A 19,596-nucleotide genomic window follows, 5' to 3' on the forward strand; every position below is an offset into this window, starting at 1 on the left:
CTATCGGCAGAACAGGAAACTCCCAACCCAACAGGACAAGAAGCCGCATGGCGTGGCAAACGGATTACACGAACGTCATGAGTGAAATACTTTCCTCCGAATTGCGCTCCGATATGGCTTTCCTGGCAAATTAACTGTACTCTTTTTTCCCACTCCAAATCACGGAAAGCCTGACCTGCCATGTTTCCGGACGTCGGCAAATTATCAAAATAACCTGCGGACGCTTTTTTCACCGCTGCCAAATTCGCTTCCGCAGAAGTTCCTCCAATCACTAAAGCCAAGTGATATGGCGGACAAGCAGAAGTTCCTAAATCCATTATTTTGGCACGAATGAAAGCATCTAATGATTTCTCATTCAATAAAGATTTCGTTTGTTGATACAAATAGGTTTTATTGGCAGAACCTCCACCTTTTGCAAGAAACAAGAACTCATAAGAAGCTCCTTTTTTAGCATAAATATCAATTTGTGCTGGAAGATTCGAACCTGAGTTTTTCTCTTCGAACATACTGATTGGTACAATTTGAGAATAACGGAGATTGCGCTCCTGATACGTGTTAAAAATCCCTTTAGAAAGCCATTCAGCATCATCGGCTCCCGTATATACATTTTCACCTTTTTTGGCCATTACAATTGCCGTTCCAGTATCTTGGCAAGAAGGCAATTCTCCATCGATAGCCACAACTGCGTTTTGCAATAAATTATACGCTACAAAACGATCGTTGTCCGTAGCTTCGGGATCGTCCAAAATCGCTTTTAGTTTTTCTAAATGAGAAGTTCTCAACATAAACGAAACATCTTTTAATGCTTCCTGCGCCAATAATTCCAATCCTTTTGGATCAACGGTAAGAATTTCGCGTTCTCCAAATTGCTCCACTTTTACAAAATCAGAAGTAATTTTGCGGTATTGAGTGTCATCTTTTAAAATAGGATAAGGATCCTGATATATAAAGTCCATATTTAGTTTGTTTTTTAAGAACGCCAAATATAAGAATTGTTCAAAGAATCCGACCTGATTTGTATTAACTTATATTTTAAAATTGTTATAAATCGTATGATTTAAAAATTTAAAAAAGAGAACTAAATGGAAAACTGATCATAAAAAAAACGCTTTGCAAATACAAAGCGTTTGATAAAATACCTAATGACTCCATTTTCCAAAATCATTTCGATTATGACTTTTGTTTTTCACGAATAAATTTGGAAACATCAACCATCGGAGCATTCCAAATTTCTTTTTCATGTAATTTCATGAATTGAAGTAATTCTTTGTGTGCCTTAGCAGAAACATTGATGTTGTGTTCTCCGCCAACTCCGTGAAATAAGAACACCAAAAGAGTATGTGTTTCGATTGCTTTTTTAACCAAATCAATCATATATTGTCCTGAATGGCCATCGATATAAAAACAATTGATATCGTTTAAGTCAACTTCTTTTATATGTTTAAAACCTGACTGAACGCCCCGGGCTCCAACAAAATCGTTTTTTAAACCATCATAGAAATTTACATTGCCAATTTTTGTATCACCACATGGAAAAGCAAATGTTCGTTCTTTTTTTCCATCGATAGCTTCTAGCAGTGTATTGGCAATTCTGATTTCGTTAACGGCTCTTGCTACGGTAAAATTATTAAGTGCTTTTTCCGGAGCAACCCAAGATCTTCCTTCGAAAGTGGCGTCACATGGGTGTGTCAACGAATGATTTCCTAATTCATGTCCTTTTTGCGCAGCTAATCGCCACTCTGGAATTCTTTTGCTAATGGCAGCTGATTCTCCAATTAAATAAAAGGTGCCTTTGAGATTTAATGAATCCAAAGCAGGAATAACAATATCTAAATCGATGTTGAGTGCATCATCATAAGTAAGTACTACGGCACATTTTTTTCCGTTCCATAGTTCTGTTTGTTGAGCTTGAACCAATTGTCCAAAAACCAAAAGCAATACAATAACAATACACTTTCTATTCATACATTCGAGGTTTAAATAAGGTTTTAATTTTTGCCTAATTTACCGAAATTAATTTAATCTCAAAAATCAAAACCGAACCTCCCGGGATATTATAATAATCTTTACTTCCATACCCTAAATGTGCTGGCACCAAAAGCAAACCACTTCCGCCTTCCTTAAAATATGGAATTCCTTCTATCCATCCTTTTATTGTCTGACTTAAATTAAATGAAACACCTGCATCTTTACTTTTATCAAAAATGGTTTGGTCTGTATAATAACCTTTATAAGCGACAGTAACATTTGAACTAGCTGTTGGTTGTTTGCCAGTGCCTTCTTCGTTAATTACATAATACAATCCCGAATCACTTCGTGTGGCATCAAGATCGTGTGCTGTAATATAAGATTTGATTTGACTTTCGTTTTGCTCTGTATAATCAACAGCTTCTTCTTCTGAATCTTTGTCACTACAAGACATAAAAAGTACTGCGATAATTGCTAAAAATGAATATTTCATAATAGATTTAAATTATTTTGGTCGCAAATATACTTTTTGAGCAAGTAATTAATAATAAGGTTTTGCTAAAAAAACTCCAAAAACTGTTAAAACCTGTAATATTTAAACATACTGGTCAAGCAAATTATACCCATTATTTAATTCCTCCAAAAGCGCCAAAACAAGCATTTTTGTGCAAAATCTCGACACTTGAGAAACCTACTTTTTTCATCAAATCCAACTGATATACCATTGATCTTGGAGTGTCTTCAAATTCGATATAATCAAAAACTTTTTGTTGGTATTCCTTGCCTCCGTGTTGCTTCAAATAATCACCATATTTTTCCCAAATCATTTGGTTTATTCCCTCATGATCCTGCACCAACAAATCCGAAATCCATAAACCACCCCCAGGCGTCAAACTATCATACAATTTTTTGAAAACAAATTCCCAATCTGCATCTTCTCTTAAATGATGCAAAACTGCTCCAGCCAAGATGATATCGAAATGATTATTCTGCAAAGGGATATCCCGAATATCACCTTGAATTGTTTTTACATCTCCATTTGTAGCTTCCGAAACACGTTCATGAGCTTTGAACAACATGTTTTGACTCAAATCTATCAAAGTGCAATTCAAATTTGGCACTTTAGATAACATTTTTAACGTATAATTCCCAGCTCCACAGCCTAAATCCAAAATTGTTGCCGCTTTCGGTTTAACTGCTTTTGCCGCAGAAGTTAAAAGTTCTAATGAAATCTGTGCGTCCATTGTAGCTACTTGTCCAGTTTCTAAATTTGAAAAGCGTTCGACATCATTATCGAATCTTTCTTGGATCTCTTTTACGGTTGATTTCTTCATAGTTCTTGATTTTTATATTACAAACCTAGAATTTTTATATATGACTTAAAAATACTTATTTTGTCATTTATTAATACTTAAAAGGTATTTATGGAATTGCGTCATTTAAAATATTTTTTGAAACTCGCCGAAGAATTGAGCTTTGTTCGTGCTGCCGATAAATTATTCATTTCTCAACCGCCATTGAGCCGCCAGATCAAAGAGTTAGAAACCGAATTAGGAGCAACACTTTTTGAGCGCAACAACAAACGAGTTGTTCTTACCGAAGCAGGTAAATATTATCAAAAGGAAGTTCAGGAATTAATACAAAACCTAGAACGCATTAATTTGACGACTAAAAAAATAAGCCAAAATCAAAGTGGTGAGTTTCGCATAGCTTATATAAGTTCCACTTTTTCTGGGCATATCTCAAAATTAATTCAGTTTTTATCTGAGGAATATCCTTATGTAAATTTCCGCCTTTACGAAATTCCGACTGTCAAACAAATTGCAGCTTTGGAGGAAGGAAAAATAGATTTGGGAATTATTCGCGCGCCTGTGCTTTCGCCAAAAATCGATTCAAAATTGTGGTTCAAAGACAGTTTTTCGTTGGTTTTTAATCGAAATAAATACAACGTTATTTCCGAAGCAGATTTGGTAAAATTAAAAAACGAAACTTTTGTATTTTTTAATAAAGAATACGCGCCAAGATATTACGACAACTTAGTTGAAATTTGCGCCAAATATGGTTTTAATCCCAAAGTAGTTCACGAATCAAATAATATTTCGTCCATCATTCAATTAGTAAAAAATGGTTTAGGAATTTCAATTGTGCCAACGAATGTGGTCAAAAATCACGAAAGCACCGATTTGGGTTTTGTTGAATTAAAGCAATCGAATCTCTTTACTGATATTTTATTGGCTACGCCGAAAAATCAAAATTCAGAGATTGCTAATACAGCAATTTCCTTTTTGTTACAATAATTTGTACGTACATTTATGGTTTCCTAATTCAGAATTAATGACAACTTCTGCCAACATACAAACTCCTCTGGGAATTGCAACAATTACTGGTGACGAATCAGGAATTTCAGCAATTACAGTGTCTAACGAAGGAACTGTTTCTGCAGAAATTCCAGAAATATTAGCACAAGCGGTTTTACAACTCAACGAATATTTTGAAGGCAAGCGAACTCATTTTGACTTTAAACTCAATCCTAAAGGAAGCGAATTTCAACAAAAAGTCTGGAAAGCTTTACTGGAAATTCCATACGGAAAGACCAGAACATATCTTGAACAGTCCAAAATTTTGGGAGATGTAAAAGCGATTCGTGCCGTGGCTTCCGCAAATGGAAAAAACCCACTCTGGATTGTAGTTCCTTGTCATAGAGTTATTGGAACTGATGGTTCACTAACAGGTTATGCTGGTGAATTGTGGCGAAAAAAATGGCTTTTGGAACACGAAAATCCTACGAATCAACAAAGTTTGTTCGAGTAAAATAAAAAGCACGAATTTTCATCCATTTAATCATTAGATTTGATTATTTTCAAATTATCACATTTACTAATTTTCTAATTAACAAATGATCGAAAAAATAAACCTCAACAACATTCTCTTTTTAGACATTGAAACCGTTCCCGAAACAGAAGATTACTATCAACTCGATCCTGAAATGCAAGTATTATACGAGCAAAAAACCCAATACCAACGCAAAGATGATTTTACCGCCGAAGAATTTTATGACCGCGCCGGAATTTGGGCTGAGTTTGGGAAAATTGTCTGTATTTCGGTTGGTTTTTTTGTTATCAAAGGAGATATTCGGAATTTCAGAGTGACTTCTTTTTTTGGCGAAGAGCCAAAACTTTTGAAAGATTTCAATAATTTGTTAAACAACCATTTCAGTGGACCACAACACCTTTTGTGCGGACATAATGCCAAAGAATTTGATATTCCATTCCTTGCTCGCCGAATGATTATTAATCAAATTGCCATTCCAGACAAGCTCAATTTATTTGGAAAAAAACCTTGGGAAATTCCACATCTTGATACTTTAGAACTATGGAAATTTGGCGATTACAAGCATTTTACTTCTTTAAAATTGATGTGTAAAGTACGGAATTCCTTCTCCAAAAGGCGACATTGATGGCAGTCAAGTTGGACACGTTTTTTATGTAGAAAAAGACATTGACCGAATAGTCACTTATTGCGAAAAAGATACTATCGCTGTGGCACAGATTTTTCTCCGTTTAAGACGAGAAGATTTATTGATTGAAGATGAGATTATACATGTTTAGGTTCAGACCTAACAGGTTTTGAAAACCTGTTAGGTCTTTTCTTTTATAATATTTACATTTACAAAAATTATAAATTATGGTATTAAGTAGATTTTGGTTAGCTATTTTCATCTCATCGATTGTATTTATTGTGATCAGTTTGTTTACTGCTAACACTTATACTATTGATTATGTTTTGAATGGAAAGAAAGACGATCCTGTTCTTATTTCTGAAAAATATGCTGAACAACTTCCCGCTTTTATCAAAGACAGCATCAAAAAAGCACCAGATCAAACGATGATTATCAATCGTGATACGCTAAATGCTGATACTACTTATGTTTACAAAAACAAAACCGTAAAAATTTTTAGTGGTGTTCAAAAATCAGATGGTTTGTTGCCAACCTGTAAAAACACCTTGATGGATTTAGTTCTTCCATTGATGGCTTATTTGGCTTTTTTCTGTGGACTGATGGAGCTTTTAATCATTTCGGGAGCATCAGGAAAATTGGCTAAATTGTTGAGTCCTGTTTTTGTAAAAGTGTTTCCTAGTATTCCAAAAGACCATCCTTCTATTTCATATATGACATTGAATTTTGCTGCTAATTTCCTTGGATTAGATTCTGCCGCAACGCCATTTGGATTGAAAGCCATGGAAAGTCTACAAGAAATAAATCCCGAAAAAGACAAAGCCAGCGACGCCCAAATTATGTTTATGTGTCTGCATGCTTCTGGGCTGACATTGATTGCAACTTCAATCATTGGATATCGTGCCGCTGCGGGAGCTACGAATCCTGCTGATGTAATGTTGCCTTGTATTATTACTTCGTTTATTGGAACAATTGCTGCTTTTTTAATTGTTGGAATCAGACAGAAAATTAACTTCAAAAGTGCTTCTTTAGTTATCGCTTTAATGGGATTAATAGCCGCCATTGTTGGTTTGCTGATGTATGTGAATCATTTGGATTTAATTGGAAAAAACTATTTCACTTCTAATCTTTCAGGATTAATATTGGTTGGAATTATTGCTTTTACTTTGATATTTTCTTTCAAACATGAGAAGAAATTTACTGAGGCAAGCACCACCGTTTTTGAAGCTTTTGTAACTGGAGCGAATAATGGTGTAAAAACAGGAGTTACTATTTTCCCATATGTTTTGGGAATGTTAGTAGCCATTTCGCTATTTAGAAATAGTGGTTTATTTGAAATTATCAGCAATTGGATTGCCTTTATTTTTTCGAATATGGGTGTTAATAAACAAATTACGGATGCCTTGCCAGTAGCATTACTTCGTCCATTTAGTTCTGCGGGATCACGAGGATTTTTGATTGACTCGATGAATACTTTTGGTGCCGATTCTTTGACAGGACGTTTAAGTAGTATCTTTCAATGCAGTGCCGAAAGTACTTTCTATGTGATTGCCGTTTACTTTGGTTCGGTTAATATCAAAAACACTCGTTATGCATTAGGTACTATGCTTTTGGTAGATGTCATTTGTGTGATTACGGCGATATTTGTGGCAAGCTGGTTTTTTTAATATTGATCTATACAAATAACCGGATTAAAATCCGGCTACAAAATAGATCGAGCCGAAGGCTCTTTGCTACGAAGTAAAAAATTCCGTAGGAATGAACTATATTATAGCAACGGATTTCAATCCGTTGAATTGATATGAAATAACAAAACAAAGTTCCATAGGAACGAATCATATTGTAGCAACGGATTTTAATCCGTTGATAAGAAACAATCCGTTGAAATACGATCGTAAAAATCAAAATCAAATTATGGCAAATACCTATCATCAAGTTTATATTCAGGTTGTTTTTACAGTAAAATATCGTGATGCGGTTATTGCTAATGAATGGAAATCTACATTATTTGGTGTAATTGGTAATTTGATAAATGAAACTGGCTGTAAAACTATTATTGTAAATGGAGTTGAAGATCACGTTCATTGTTTTTTAGGTTTAAAGCCCACAGTTTCCATTTCGGAATTAATGAAAACGGTAAAGGCTAAATCATCAAAATATATAAATGATCATCATTTAACAAAGTCGAGGTTCGAATGGCAGGAAGGTTACGGAGCGTTTTCATATGCCCATTCTCAAATTAATTCGGTTTATAAATATATTGCGAATCAAGAAGAACATCATAAGAAGCAAACTTTTAAGGATGAATATTTAGCGTTTTTGGATAAATTTGAAGTATCGTTTGACGAGAGGTATATTTTTGAAAATTTGATCGAAACAAAATAATTATATGTACCGATTTTAATCGTAACCGGATTAAAATCCGGCTCTACAAAATAGATCGAGCCGAAGGCTCTTTTTAAAAGTTCCGTAGGAACGAACCATTTTGTAGCAACGGATTTTAATCCGTTGATTATATGGAATTAGAAAAATTGAGTTCCATAGGAACGAACCATTTTGTAATTCGAATTCCAATTGTTTGTTTTAATTTTTTTTGAAGATGACAAAAAAAACGCCACATCCATTTGCAGCCCTAATTTGTTTCAGTTTTTTGTTGGTTTTTAATAGTCCGAGTTTTGCCCAGACAAAACACAAAATGACGAAACAAGAGCGAAAATCAATGCTCAGAGATACGCTCGACGGAAAATTTGATGCCAGCGTCATGATTGACAATACCAAAGGTTTTCTGCCCATTCCGTTTTTTGTAACAGAAGCGGCCTTAGGAGGATTTGGAGGAGGTTTGGCGCCGGTTTACATTTCACCTCAGAAAAAACCAATTGGTGACAAAGATTATATTGCGCCTGCCGTTACCGCCGCTTTTGGAGCATATACGGCAAATAAATCTTGGTTTACTGGAATTTATAGAAAAGAAGTGATTTCTAAATATAACTTGAAATATCGTATTTTTTTAGGCTATGTAGATTACAATCTTGCCTATTACAAAGAGGTCGAAAATGGAGATGATCAAAAATTTGATTTCAATTATAAAACGATTCCCATAATGTTTTCTCTTTCAAAAAAAACGTTTAGTGATCTTTATGCAGGATTAGAATATTTCAATGGCAACATGACAATCAGTCCGAATTTTGACAACGAGTTACCACCCAACATTACGGTTGAAGACTTCAAAAAAACTGTTGCTTCATTGGGAGGATATTTGGATTGGGATCGAAGAAACACCATTTTCACACCAGACAGCGGTTTTAGGGCGAATCTCGCTTATTATATCAATGATGACTGGACTGGAAGTGATTATAAATTTGAAAAGTTAGAAACCTTTGTCCATTATTTTTTCCCGATAAAAAATAACTGGATTTCCGGCTTGCGATTTGAGGCGCTGAAAGCTTATGGAAATGTGCCTTTCCACCAATTGCCCTATATCAAATTAAGAGGAATAACTGCCTATAGATATCAAGGACAAGCGACTATGTTAACCGAAACCGAACAGCGTTTTGATCTGAATACTCGGTGGAGTGTTTTGGCATACGGCGGTCTTGGAAAAGTTTTTCAAAAAGATGAAAGTTTCTCTGATGCAAAAACGGTTTACAATTACGGAACAGGTTTCCGATATCTAGTTGCCAGAACTTATGGACTTCGCGCTGGTCTTGATGTAGCCAAAGGGCCAGACAGCTGGGGTTATTATATCGTTTTTGGACACAAATGGAATCGATAACAGTCTCGGAGGTGCGCTCTCAGAGTCAATTTAATTCCATAAATTTCTCGAAAGGGCGCACAGAGCAAAGAAAACTGTTTTAACTTGACTGAAGTCTCTCCGACTTTGCGAAATATAGTTCTAAAAATGTTACAAGGAAATTACACTTCTAGTCTGTCAAAACTTCAAAAACAGACAACAGTTAATTATTTTTTATTAACTAATAAAATTAGGAGTTTAAATCAATTTTTCATTCTTTTGAAAAAAACTATTTATAAACCCTAAATCAATAAAAAAATGTCAAAATACACAAAATACATCGCCATCGGTTTGCTGGTTCTTTTCTTGCTTACAGCTTTGTTGCGTTAATAAATTTTATCTCTTAAATAAATTATATTATGAAATATTCTTTTTTGGCTCTAATAGCTGTTCTTTTAATGTCTTGTAACGACAAGAAAAAAGAAGAAAATCCAACTCCTGCTCCTGTTTCGAGCAATGAAACCGAAATCTTAAAATATATTGCTGATAACCATTTGAACGCAAAACGTTCTAACTCGGGATTGTATTATGTAGTGGAAGAAGAAGGAACGGGTAAACAACCAACTGCCGATTCAGAAGTTACGGTTGCTTACAAAGGATATTTTACCAATAAGCAAACCTTTGATCAAAGTGATGAAAAAGGAATTTCTTTTCCTTTGCGAAATGTTATTCCAGGCTGGACCGAAGGAATTCAGTATTTTAAAGAAGGCGGTAAAGGGATTCTTTTGATTCCTTCGGATTTAGGATACGGGCCAGATTCACAAGGACCAATTCCAGGAGGATCAGTACTGATTTTTGATATTAAATTAAACTCTGTAAATTAAATTTTACACTCATTAAAAACTAAAAGTTACAGCTAATCCTGTAGCTTTTTTTGTTTGTAATAATCTTTTCCAGAAGTCTGGAAAGCTACCGATGTTATGAAACTTAAAAGCCCGCAAGAGGGATAGGAATAAGCTACCAACGTAGCATGGATAGCCCGACCGCATTTAGAGAAAGGGGCGAATAAGCGTATGCTAAATCCTGCCCCTTTTTCTAAATGGGGTCTTGCCCTAATGGCACATTTTTAAATGGATTAAAAAAGGTTTGTTATTAATTTCTTGTCAAAAAAACACTTGTTGCGGACATGCATTTAATCTTATTATCCAATGATCAAACTTTGTCTAATTGTTAACAAACATTTCCTTAAATTTGCTTCCATTATTTAGGTATAAAAATCAAACTATGTTACAAATTGCATTTATTAGAGAGAATCAAGAGAAAGTAATCAACGCTTTGGCCAAAAGAAATATGGATGCCAGACAAGTTGTTGAAGAAGTGGTACAACTGGATGAAAAACGTCGTGCAACACAAGTGGAGTTGGACAATACTTTATCTGAATCTAATAAATTATCCAAAGACATAGGCGAATTGATGAAAGCCGGAGAGAAATCGAAAGCCGCAATCCTAAAAGAAAAAACGGTTTTATTAAAAGAAAAAAGCAAAGCATTGGCAGAAAGCGCAGATGTTTTGGCCAATGAATTAACGGATAAATTATACACATTGCCTAACCTCCCAGCGGATATTGTTCCTGTTGGAAAATCAGCTGATGATAACTTAAATGTTTTTCAAGAAGGTGAGATTCCGGTTTTGCATGAAGGTGCACAACCTCATTGGGAATTGGTAAAACAATACGATATTATCGATTTTGAATTAGGAAATAAAATTACTGGCGCAGGATTTCCTGTGTATAAAGGGAAAGGAGCTCGTTTGCAACGCGCTTTGATTAATTATTTTTTAGATAAAAATACATCAGCAGGATATCAGGAAGTACAGGTTCCTCATTTTGTGAATGAAGCGTCGGCTTATGGAACCGGACAATTACCAGACAAAGAAGGGCAGATGTATCATGATGCTACCGATAATTTATATTTGATTCCAACAGCGGAGGTTCCTGTGACAAACATTTTCAGAGATGTAATCTTGAGCGAGAATGAGTTTCCAGTATTGCGAACTGCCTATACGCCTTGTTTCCGTCGTGAAGCGGGTTCTTACGGTGCGCACGTTCGTGGTTTGAACCGTTTGCATCAATTTGATAAAGTCGAGATTGTTCGTATTGAACACCCAGATAAATCATACGAAGCATTGGACGGAATGGTAGAACATGTAAAAGATATTTTGAAAGAATTAAAATTGCCTTTCAGAATTTTGCGCCTTTGCGGTGGTGACATGGGATTCACATCGGCATTAACGTATGATTTTGAAGTTTATTCTACAGCTCAAGAGCGTTGGTTGGAAATTTCATCAGTTTCTAATTTTGAGACTTTTCAAGCGAATCGTTTGAAATTGCGTTTCAAAGATAAAGATGGAAAAAACCAATTGGCACATACACTGAACGGAAGTTCATTGGCGTTGCCGAGAGTTTTGGCCGGAATTTTAGAAAATTACCAAACACCTGAAGGAATCGTAATCCCAGAAGTATTGCGACCATACTGTGGGTTTGATATAATAAATTAATTTAGTCTTAACCAATTGAAATTTTAAACCATTGAGAAATTTAGAAGCATTAATCTTAATTTCTTAATGGTTTTAATTTGTTAACTTGTATTGAAAACTTCAGTGTGGGATTTCGAATGAATTATAAATAATAACAATTATGGCAAATGGAATAATTAATTGGAATGTTGATTCTGTTATTTTTTGGATAACAGATAGTTTTCCTCTTAAATACTATGGGTTGCTTTTTGTAACTGGACTAATTTTAGGATATTATATTGTAAAAAGTGTTTACAGCAAAGAGCATGTACCCGTAGAAAATTTGGACAAAATATTAATGTACATAGTTGTCGGAACTGTTCTTGGAGCGCGATTAGGACACTGTTTATTCTATGAGCCGGAATATTTTTTTAAAAATCCAATAGAAATTCTTTTACCCATAAAAAAAATCGGTGACAGCTATAGTTTTGTCGGATTTCGTGGTTTAGCAAGTCACGGCGGAACCATTGGAGTGCTTATTGCAGTAATTCTGTATTGCAAAAAATACAAAGTAAATTTGTTATGGCAACTGGACAGGATTGCAATTGGAGTGCCCGTTGCAGCTGCTTTTATTCGATTTGGAAATTTTATGAATTCTGAAATTTATGGAAAACCTACTGATGGAACTTGGGGAGTGGTTTTTCAGAAAGATGATTTAATTCCGAGGCATCCAACACAATTGTATGAAGCTTTTTCCTATTTGCTGATTTTTGTGATTGTCTATTTTTTATACCGTTCTAAAATCTATCAAAAAGGGAATGGATTAATTTTTGGCTGTTTTCTGGTTTTATTATTTACAGCTAGATTTTGTATTGAATACTTTAAAGAAAATCAAGAATCATTTGAAAATCAAATGCCGCTTAATATGGGACAATTGTTAAGTATTCCTTTTATAATAATAGGCTTAGTTTTAATAGTGTGGAAATTAAATTCTAAAAAAGCACTATCTTTTTCGTAAAAGTCATAGTTTTAATTAAATTTTGAAATAGAATTAGCTGCCATGAAAAAACTCTTTCTACATATCGCTTTGTTTTTTTCATTACTTGGGTTTTCTCAAAACGAGCAATTGGCGCAATACTATTATGACAAAGGCGATTTTGACAAAGCATTAGTCAGTTATCAGGAACTGTCAGATGGATTACCTTCTAATCCTTTTTATTTTCAACGAAAAATAGATTGTATGCAGCAATTGCTACAATTTGATGCTGCCGAAAAACAAATTCAGGACCGATTAACAAGAACAAAACAGTCCACACTTTTGGTCGAATTAGGATACAATTTTCAATTACAGAAAAATGATGCTAAAGCCAAAAAGTATTATGATGAAGCAATTGAACGAATTCGAAAAAATCCAAATGAAGTATATGGCATTGCCAATGCTTTTGATAAAAAAGTATTGTTAGAATATGCTTTGAAATCATATTTGCTAGCAAGTGAATTAGTACCAACCTATGATTTTAAATATCAGACAGCTTTATTGTACGGACAATTAGGAAATACCGATAAAATGATTGTCAATTTCTTGGATGAAGCTTTTGAAAACCAAGAATCGACAATGATGATTCAAAATCAATTGACCCGATATATGTCCAAAGATGGAGATTCCAATTTCAATGAAAGTTTGAGAAAAGCTTTGATTGTCAAGGTTCAAAAAAATCAGGATCTCTTTTGGAATCAATTTCTGAGTTGGTTTTATATGCAGCAAAAAGAATTTGGAAAAGCCTTTATTCAGGAGAAAGCTATTTATAAACGAAATCCAGAATCGCTTGTCAACATTCTGAGTTTAGGGCAAATGGCAATTGAAGAAGGAGAACAGGAAGTAGCGACAGACGTTATGAACTACGTCTTAGAAAACACTACCGATGTTGATTTGATTGTTCAGGCCAACAGTTATTTGTTGCAAATGAAAATGGAAAAAGCACAGCAAAAAGATTTTGCCGGCATTGATGCACAATTTAATGCATTATTGAAACAATACGGAATAACTCCTGCTACGTTATCTTTGCAGCTAAAGCAAGCTCATTTTGCCGCTTTCATAATGAAAAATCCAACAGAAGGAAAAGACATTCTAAAACGTGCAATGGAAATGCAGCTCAATCAATTTGATCAGGCAAAATGCAAAATGGAGTTGGCTGATATTTTACTTTCCGAAGAAAAGTTCAATCAGGCATTGCTTTATTATTCGCAGATACAAGAGAATTTGCAAAACAATATCTTGTCGCATGAAGCCAGTTTAAAGTCAGCTAAAACAAGTTATTTTAAAACTGATTTTGAATGGGCTTTGAAACAATTTAAAGAATTAAAATCAGCCAGCACACAATTGATTGCCAATGATGCTTTAGAATATTTTTTATTGATTAATGACAACACCGTAGCCGATTCGACCCAAACTGCTTTAAAACAATTTGCTAAAGGTGATTATCTTTTATATCAAAATAGAAATCAGGAAGCTATAACACAATTTCAGTCCATTCTAAAAACATTCAAAGGGCAAGAAATTGAAGCGGTAACTTTGTTGCGATTGGGACAAGTCTATGAAAAATTAGCAGATTATAATCAGGCGCTAACACAATATCAAGAGATCATCGATCATCACAGCGACGGAATTTATATAGACGAAGCTTTGTTTTTCTCAGCAGAAATTTATAACAAACAATTGCAACAGCCTGATAAAGCAAAGACTTTGTATGAGAAAATTATTTTTGCCCATCAGGACAGTATTTACTTTGTTGAAGCCAGAAGGAAATTTAGGGAATTGCGTGGAGATACCAATTTGTAAATTTAGAAAACAGAATATAGAAAACAGATTGCAGTAATTTTATCATTGAAATTGTCATTGATATTGCCATTGAAATCTTAATACTAAATACTCCAATCTTAATACTTTTAAAAATGATAATATACAACGTTACCACAAACATACACGAAAGTGTTCATGACAAATGGATCATCTGGATGCAACACAAACACATTCCCGAAATGCTGGCTTGTGGAAAATTCACTTCTGCCCGTTTGGTTCGCGTTTTGGTGGAAGAAGAAATGGGAGGAGTTACCTATTCGGTTCAATACACAACAGATAGTAAAGAAACATTAGACAGATATTATAAAGAAGACGCACCAACTTTACGTGAAGAAGGTGCAAAATTGTTTGGCGATAAAATGCTGACGTTTAGAACCGAATTGCAGGTGATTTCAGAACATTAGAAAAAAATAAATTTTCCATTTGGCATTAGCCTTTTGCCGAGAATATAATTTAAAAAAAAGCGAGCTATAGCTCGTAAAAACGATATGGAAAAAGTAAAAGCCAAAAAACACCTCGGACAACATTTTTTAAAAGACGAAAGCGTAGCCAAAGACATCGCTGACACTTTGAATTTAGAAGGATATGAGGATGTGCTGGAAATTGGACCTGGAATGGGAGTTTTGACTAAATATTTATTGGAAAAACCAATCAATACCTATGTTATCGAAATTGATACCGAATCGGTTGACTATTTGGGTGTTCATTATGATAAATTAAAAGACAGAATAATTTCAAAAGATTTCCTGAAATACGACATCAATGAAGTTTTCAAAGGGAAACAATTTGCTATCATTGGCAATTTCCCATATAATATTTCGACTCAAATTGTTTTCAAGGCATTGGAATATCGAAATCAGATACCAGAATTTGCAGGAATGTTCCAAAAAGAAGTAGCAGAACGCATCTGCGAAAAAAAAGGAACTAAAGCTTATGGCATCTTATCGGTTTTGGCTCAAGCTTTTTATACTACTGAGTATCTGTTTACTGTGGATGAAAATGTATTTAATCCACCACCAAAAGTAAAATCGGGAGTAATGCGTATGCGCAGGAAAGAAGATTTTAGTTTGCCATGTGGTGAAAAATTGTTTTTCACAGTTGTTAAAACTGCTTTTCAACAACGCAGAAAGACCTTGCGAAACAGTTTAAAAACCTTAAATTTGTCCGATAAATTGAGAGAAGATGAACTTTTCAATCTTCGTCCCGAACAATTGGATTACACAGAATTTATAGCATTGACCCAAAAAATTGAAGCAGATGGAGTTTAAAATCAGCAAAGAATTAATTCAGCAATTAGAGCAACTTATTCAAAGTAAAAATGACCAGCAATTGGAAGTTTTATTGAAGGATATGCACCATGCTGATATTGCTGAGGTTCTGGATGAATTGGATTTTGATGAAGCAACCTATATTTTTAAAGTATTAGACAGCGAAAAAACTGCAGAAATTCTTCTTGAATTAGAAGATGATTTAAGGGAAAACATATTAAACAGGCTTTCGCCAAAAGAGATCGCCGAGGAGCTTGATGAACTTGAAACCAATGATGCTGCAGATATTATTGGAGAACTTTCGAAAGAAAAGAAAGCCGAAGTAATATCAGAGTTACAAGACGTTGAACACGCAAAGGACATTGTCGATTTGTTGCGTTATCCAGAAGATACTGCGGGAGGAATCATGCACAAAGAGTTGGTAAAAGTCAATGAAAATTGGAATGTACTGACGTGTGTCAAAGAAATGCGAATCCAAGCCGAAAACATCTCCAGAGTTCACTCAATTTATGTAGTTGATGATGAAGAAAGATTAAAAGGAAGATTGTCGCTGAAAGACCTATTGACTACTTCTACCAGAACAGCAATTAATGATGTGTATATCCGTAAACTGAATTCAGTAACCGTAGATACAGAAGATATTGAGGTAGCCAGAATAATGCAAAAATACGATTTGGAAGCCATTCCAGTGGTAGATGAATTGGGACGTTTAGTGGGGCGAATCACCATTGACGATATTGTGGATGTAATCAAAGAAGAAGCTGAAAAAGACTATCAATTAGCAGCGGGTATTACCAATGATGTAGAGTCTAGTGATACTGTTTTAGAATTAATGAAAGCAAGATTACCTTGGCTTTTGATAGGGATGGTTATTGAGATAGTTGCTTCTTTTGTACTAAAAGGAAATGAAACTGTATTCGATAAATACAAAACCTTAATAATCTTTGTTCCCTTGCTTTCAGCAACAGCTGGAAATATTGGAGTTCAAGCTTCGGCTATAGTCGTTCAGGGATTAGCTAATGGAACGCTGAAAAAGTACAGTCGTGCTTATTTTACCAAAGAACTAACAGTAGCTATGATCTCAGGATCTATTATTTCCTTATTCTTATTGGTGTATCATTCCATTATGTATCAACAATATTTGGTAGGTTTTGCCATTTCAATTTCAATGGTTGTGGTAATACTATTTGCAGCTACTTTGGGAACTTTAGTACCTCTTTTTCTTCACAAAAATAAAATTGATCCCGCAATCGCTACGGGTCCATTTATTACAACAACCAATGATGTTTTTGGAATCATTCTCTATTTTATGGTAGCCAAATTAATTCTTGGAGTCTAATTAAACTTTACATTTAGAAAATAACAAATTACCCGAATTTATTTAAATTTAAAATTTATAAATTCGGGATAATTCGTGTACTTTGTGCTGCGATAGTTCCTAGAGGTAATTTACTTCAAAAACTATAGCAACTAATAATCCCTTTTAGCATTCAACACACTATTTACCAACCAAAGAATAAAACCAACTAGAATGAAAGTACACATCATAGGCGGAGGAAACCTTGGCGCTTCTGTCGCAATAGGAATAGCAAAATTCACTAAAGACAATTTTGTAACCGTAACAAGACGTAACCTGGCTCCTATTGCACATTTAAAAGAATTAGGAATTACTGTTACAACTGATAATACAAGCAATATTCAAGAAGCAGACATCATTATTTTGACAATTAAACCGTATCAGGTAGATACCGTTTTGGCAGAAATATTACCTGTTATATCAAATAAAGTTATCGCTTCGGCAGTGAGCGGACTTTCGATTGAGAATTTACAAAATAAAATAGGCGACAATCATAGCGCTGTACGCATTATGCCGAATATTGCGGCACAATTTGGTGCTTCGGCTACTTGTATAGCATTTAATGAAAATAATCGCGAAAAAGCCAAGGAAACCATTACTCTCTTCCAAGGTTTGGGAACAGCCCCAATTATTGACGAAAAATTGATGGATGCTGCAACGGTTCTTGCCGCTAGCGGAACTGCATTTGCGCTAAGATATATTCGTGCCTCTATGCAAGCAGGAATCGAAATTGGTTTTGACTGGCAAACAGCTTTAGCAATTTCAGCACAAACCGTAAAAGGAGCCGCCGAAATGCTACTCGAAGAAAAAGGGCATCCAGAACAATTAATTGACCGTGTAACTACACCAAAAGGTTGTACTATCGCAGGATTAAACGAAATGGAACTTCACGGTTTTAGTTCTTCATTAATCAAAGGAATTAAAACTTCTCTAAAACAAATTCAAGGATAAAAATCATTTGGGCGTGCCCACAAAATAAAAGGAGGCTTATTAGTATTTGAACTGCCCCCAAAAAGTTAGACACTATTTGGGGGCATTTTTATGGAAAGAAAAGTCAAATACAATTATGAATTTAAACTTCGCTGTGTACGGGAAGTTTTAAAAAAGCATCAATCGTTAAATGCTGTAGCAAATGAAAATGGTATAGCGTATTCGAATCTTAAACGCTGGATTAGTTTTTATACTGAATATGGCTATGAAGGCCTTTTTCCCAGACGAAAAAACAAAATTTATGGTGCAAACTTTAAGTTGAAAGTAATTCAAACCATTGAAAATAAGTGTATATCTTTGAATAAAGCCTGTTTAATTTTCAATATTCCAAAAGGGACAACAATAAGGAGTTGGCAAAAAAAATACGAAGAAGAAGGTTTGGCAGGCTTGAAACCTAAACCTAAAGGAAGACCTGTATCTATGCAATTCAAAAGGAAAAAGAGAAAATCAGACAAACCCTTAACTCGAGAAGAAGAGCTTTTAAGGGAAAATGAATATTTGCGAGCAGAAAACGAACTTCTAAAAAAGTTCAATGCCTTAGTTCAAGCCGAACAAGCCAGTCAAAACAGAAGGCTCAAGCCATAATGGAATTAAGGCACAAATATGATTTGGAGTTATTACTCGATTGTATGAATATGGTCAGAAGCAGTTATTATTACCATGAAAAAAGAAGCCAAATAAACGATAGATACCAAGATATTAAAAGCTTAATTAAACAAATTTATTATCATCACAAAGGCAGACTGGGTTATCGGCGAATTACTTTGGCAATCAAACAAAAAGGCATTGTGATTAATCACAAAACAGTGTTGAGATTAATGCAGGTTTTAGGATTGAAAAGTTTAATACGAATTAAGAAATACAAATCATATAAAGGCGAACAAGGCAAAATTGCTCCAAATATATTACAGCGTGATTTTAAGGCTACAAAGCCCAATGAAAAATGGGCAACAGATGTGACTGAATTTAATGTGTCCGGCAAAAAATTATATTTATCACCAATAATTGACTTGTTTAATCAAGAAATAATAAGCTATGAATTATCTGAAAGACCCAATTTTAATCAAATAACCAATATGCTTAAAAAATCCTTTAAAGCAATACCGAAAAACACCAATTTAATATTGCACTCTGACCAAGGATGGCAATATCAAATGAAAAAATATCAAATACTCCTGAAAGAAAAAGGATTAATACAAAGTATGTCCAGAAAAGGAAACTGTCTAGACAATGCTGTTATAGAAAACTTCTTTGGGATATTGAAATCGGAACTGTTTTATATAATGAAATTTAGGAACATAAATCATTTAAAATCAGAAATTAAAGAATACATAAAATATTATAATAAAGAAAGAATAAAACTGAATTTAAACGGAATGAGCCCGATACAATATCGAGCTCATTATTATCAAAATTAATTATAAATTCGTCTAAACTTTTGGGTGCATTCTA

General features: G+C 34.4%; 19 protein-coding genes and 1 pseudogene. 16 read left to right on the forward strand and 4 right to left on the reverse strand.

From position 1 onward, the window contains the following. From VLC96_RS16155 to VLC96_RS16170, 4 genes are all read right to left on the reverse strand, one after another. The coding region (locus VLC96_RS16155; protein ID WP_325264573.1) for a fumarate hydratase at positions 1 to 956 on the reverse strand (956 nt) is incomplete at its 3' end. Positions 957 to 1,170: 214 nt separating this feature from the next. After that, complete coding sequence (locus VLC96_RS16160; RefSeq protein ID WP_325264574.1) at positions 1,171 to 1,965, reverse strand: polysaccharide deacetylase family protein; 795 nt, start codon at positions 1,963 to 1,965, stop codon at positions 1,171 to 1,173. 34 nt (positions 1,966 to 1,999) lie between these two features. Continuing rightward, positions 2,000 to 2,461 carry an FKBP-type peptidyl-prolyl cis-trans isomerase gene (locus VLC96_RS16165; protein ID WP_325264576.1) on the reverse strand — a complete coding sequence of 154 codons (462 nt, stop codon included), beginning with the start codon at positions 2,459 to 2,461 and terminating at the stop codon, positions 2,000 to 2,002. A gap of 133 nt (positions 2,462 to 2,594) precedes the next feature. After that, on the reverse strand, positions 2,595 to 3,302 hold the full coding sequence (locus VLC96_RS16170; protein ID WP_325264578.1) for a class I SAM-dependent methyltransferase: 708 nt from the start codon (positions 3,300 to 3,302) through the stop codon (positions 2,595 to 2,597). 90 nt (positions 3,303 to 3,392) lie between these two features. Here VLC96_RS16170 and VLC96_RS16175 point away from each other — a divergent pair, with 90 nt between their 5' ends. The 16 genes and pseudogenes from VLC96_RS16175 (at position 3,393) to VLC96_RS16250 (ending at position 19,562) form a co-directional block, all read left to right on the forward strand. Then, entirely contained in the window at positions 3,393 to 4,265 is an 873-nt protein-coding gene (locus VLC96_RS16175) for a LysR family transcriptional regulator (RefSeq protein ID WP_325264580.1), read from the forward strand. Between the two features lie 37 nt (positions 4,266 to 4,302). Continuing rightward, the gene (locus tag VLC96_RS16180) at positions 4,303 to 4,779 is read left to right on the forward strand and encodes a methylated-DNA--[protein]-cysteine S-methyltransferase (protein ID WP_325264581.1); all 477 of its coding nucleotides are present in this window, start codon (positions 4,303 to 4,305) and stop codon (positions 4,777 to 4,779) included. A gap of 85 nt (positions 4,780 to 4,864) precedes the next feature. Beyond that, positions 4,865 to 5,576: pseudogene (locus VLC96_RS16185) on the forward strand (3'-5' exonuclease). A 76-nt stretch (positions 5,577 to 5,652) separates the two neighbouring features. Further along, on the forward strand, positions 5,653 to 7,092 hold the full coding sequence (locus tag VLC96_RS16190; RefSeq protein ID WP_325264583.1) for a nucleoside recognition domain-containing protein: 1,440 nt from the start codon (positions 5,653 to 5,655) through the stop codon (positions 7,090 to 7,092). 247 nt (positions 7,093 to 7,339) lie between these two features. Further along, positions 7,340 to 7,810 carry an IS200/IS605 family transposase gene (gene tnpA, locus VLC96_RS16195; RefSeq protein ID WP_325264585.1) on the forward strand — a complete coding sequence of 157 codons (471 nt, stop codon included), beginning with the start codon at positions 7,340 to 7,342 and terminating at the stop codon, positions 7,808 to 7,810. A gap of 214 nt (positions 7,811 to 8,024) precedes the next feature. Then, the gene (locus VLC96_RS16200) at positions 8,025 to 9,197 is read left to right on the forward strand and encodes a BamA/TamA family outer membrane protein (protein ID WP_325264587.1); all 1,173 of its coding nucleotides are present in this window, start codon (positions 8,025 to 8,027) and stop codon (positions 9,195 to 9,197) included. Between the two features lie 377 nt (positions 9,198 to 9,574). Next, positions 9,575 to 10,039 carry an FKBP-type peptidyl-prolyl cis-trans isomerase gene (locus tag VLC96_RS16205; protein WP_325264589.1) on the forward strand — a complete coding sequence of 155 codons (465 nt, stop codon included), beginning with the start codon at positions 9,575 to 9,577 and terminating at the stop codon, positions 10,037 to 10,039. Positions 10,040 to 10,439: 400 nt separating this feature from the next. Further along, positions 10,440 to 11,711 carry a serine--tRNA ligase gene (gene serS / locus VLC96_RS16210; protein ID WP_325264590.1) on the forward strand — a complete coding sequence of 424 codons (1,272 nt, stop codon included), beginning with the start codon at positions 10,440 to 10,442 and terminating at the stop codon, positions 11,709 to 11,711. 139 nt (positions 11,712 to 11,850) lie between these two features. Next, entirely contained in the window at positions 11,851 to 12,687 is an 837-nt protein-coding gene (lgt, locus tag VLC96_RS16215; protein ID WP_325264591.1) for a prolipoprotein diacylglyceryl transferase, read from the forward strand. Positions 12,688 to 12,729: 42 nt separating this feature from the next. Beyond that, a complete protein-coding gene (locus tag VLC96_RS16220; protein WP_325264593.1) occupies positions 12,730 to 14,508 on the forward strand; it encodes a tetratricopeptide repeat protein in 1,779 nt (592 codons plus the stop codon). A gap of 113 nt (positions 14,509 to 14,621) precedes the next feature. Next, positions 14,622 to 14,933 carry a DUF4286 family protein gene (locus VLC96_RS16225; protein WP_325264595.1) on the forward strand — a complete coding sequence of 104 codons (312 nt, stop codon included), beginning with the start codon at positions 14,622 to 14,624 and terminating at the stop codon, positions 14,931 to 14,933. 84 nt (positions 14,934 to 15,017) lie between these two features. Continuing rightward, positions 15,018 to 15,797 carry a 16S rRNA (adenine(1518)-N(6)/adenine(1519)-N(6))-dimethyltransferase RsmA gene (rsmA, locus tag VLC96_RS16230; protein ID WP_325264597.1) on the forward strand — a complete coding sequence of 260 codons (780 nt, stop codon included), beginning with the start codon at positions 15,018 to 15,020 and terminating at the stop codon, positions 15,795 to 15,797. Continuing rightward, on the forward strand, positions 15,787 to 17,136 hold the full coding sequence (mgtE, locus tag VLC96_RS16235; protein ID WP_325264599.1) for a magnesium transporter: 1,350 nt from the start codon (positions 15,787 to 15,789) through the stop codon (positions 17,134 to 17,136). Before rsmA ends, mgtE begins: the two co-directional genes overlap by 11 nt. A 192-nt stretch (positions 17,137 to 17,328) precedes the next feature. Continuing rightward, positions 17,329 to 18,105, forward strand: a complete 777-nt coding sequence (proC, locus tag VLC96_RS16240) for a pyrroline-5-carboxylate reductase (RefSeq protein ID WP_325264601.1) — start codon at positions 17,329 to 17,331, stop codon at positions 18,103 to 18,105. A gap of 90 nt (positions 18,106 to 18,195) precedes the next feature. Further along, positions 18,196 to 18,729, forward strand: a complete 534-nt coding sequence (locus VLC96_RS16245) for a transposase (protein ID WP_325264603.1) — start codon at positions 18,196 to 18,198, stop codon at positions 18,727 to 18,729. Beyond that, the gene (locus tag VLC96_RS16250) at positions 18,726 to 19,562 is read left to right on the forward strand and encodes an IS3 family transposase (RefSeq protein ID WP_325264605.1); all 837 of its coding nucleotides are present in this window, start codon (positions 18,726 to 18,728) and stop codon (positions 19,560 to 19,562) included. The genes VLC96_RS16245 and VLC96_RS16250 overlap by 4 nt, the downstream gene beginning before the upstream one ends. Positions 19,563 to 19,596 lie beyond the last annotated feature (34 nt).

The sequence above is a fragment of the Flavobacterium sp. genome (assembly GCF_035456085.1).
In the GTDB taxonomy this organism is placed as follows: Bacteria; Bacteroidota; Bacteroidia; order Flavobacteriales; family Flavobacteriaceae; genus Flavobacterium.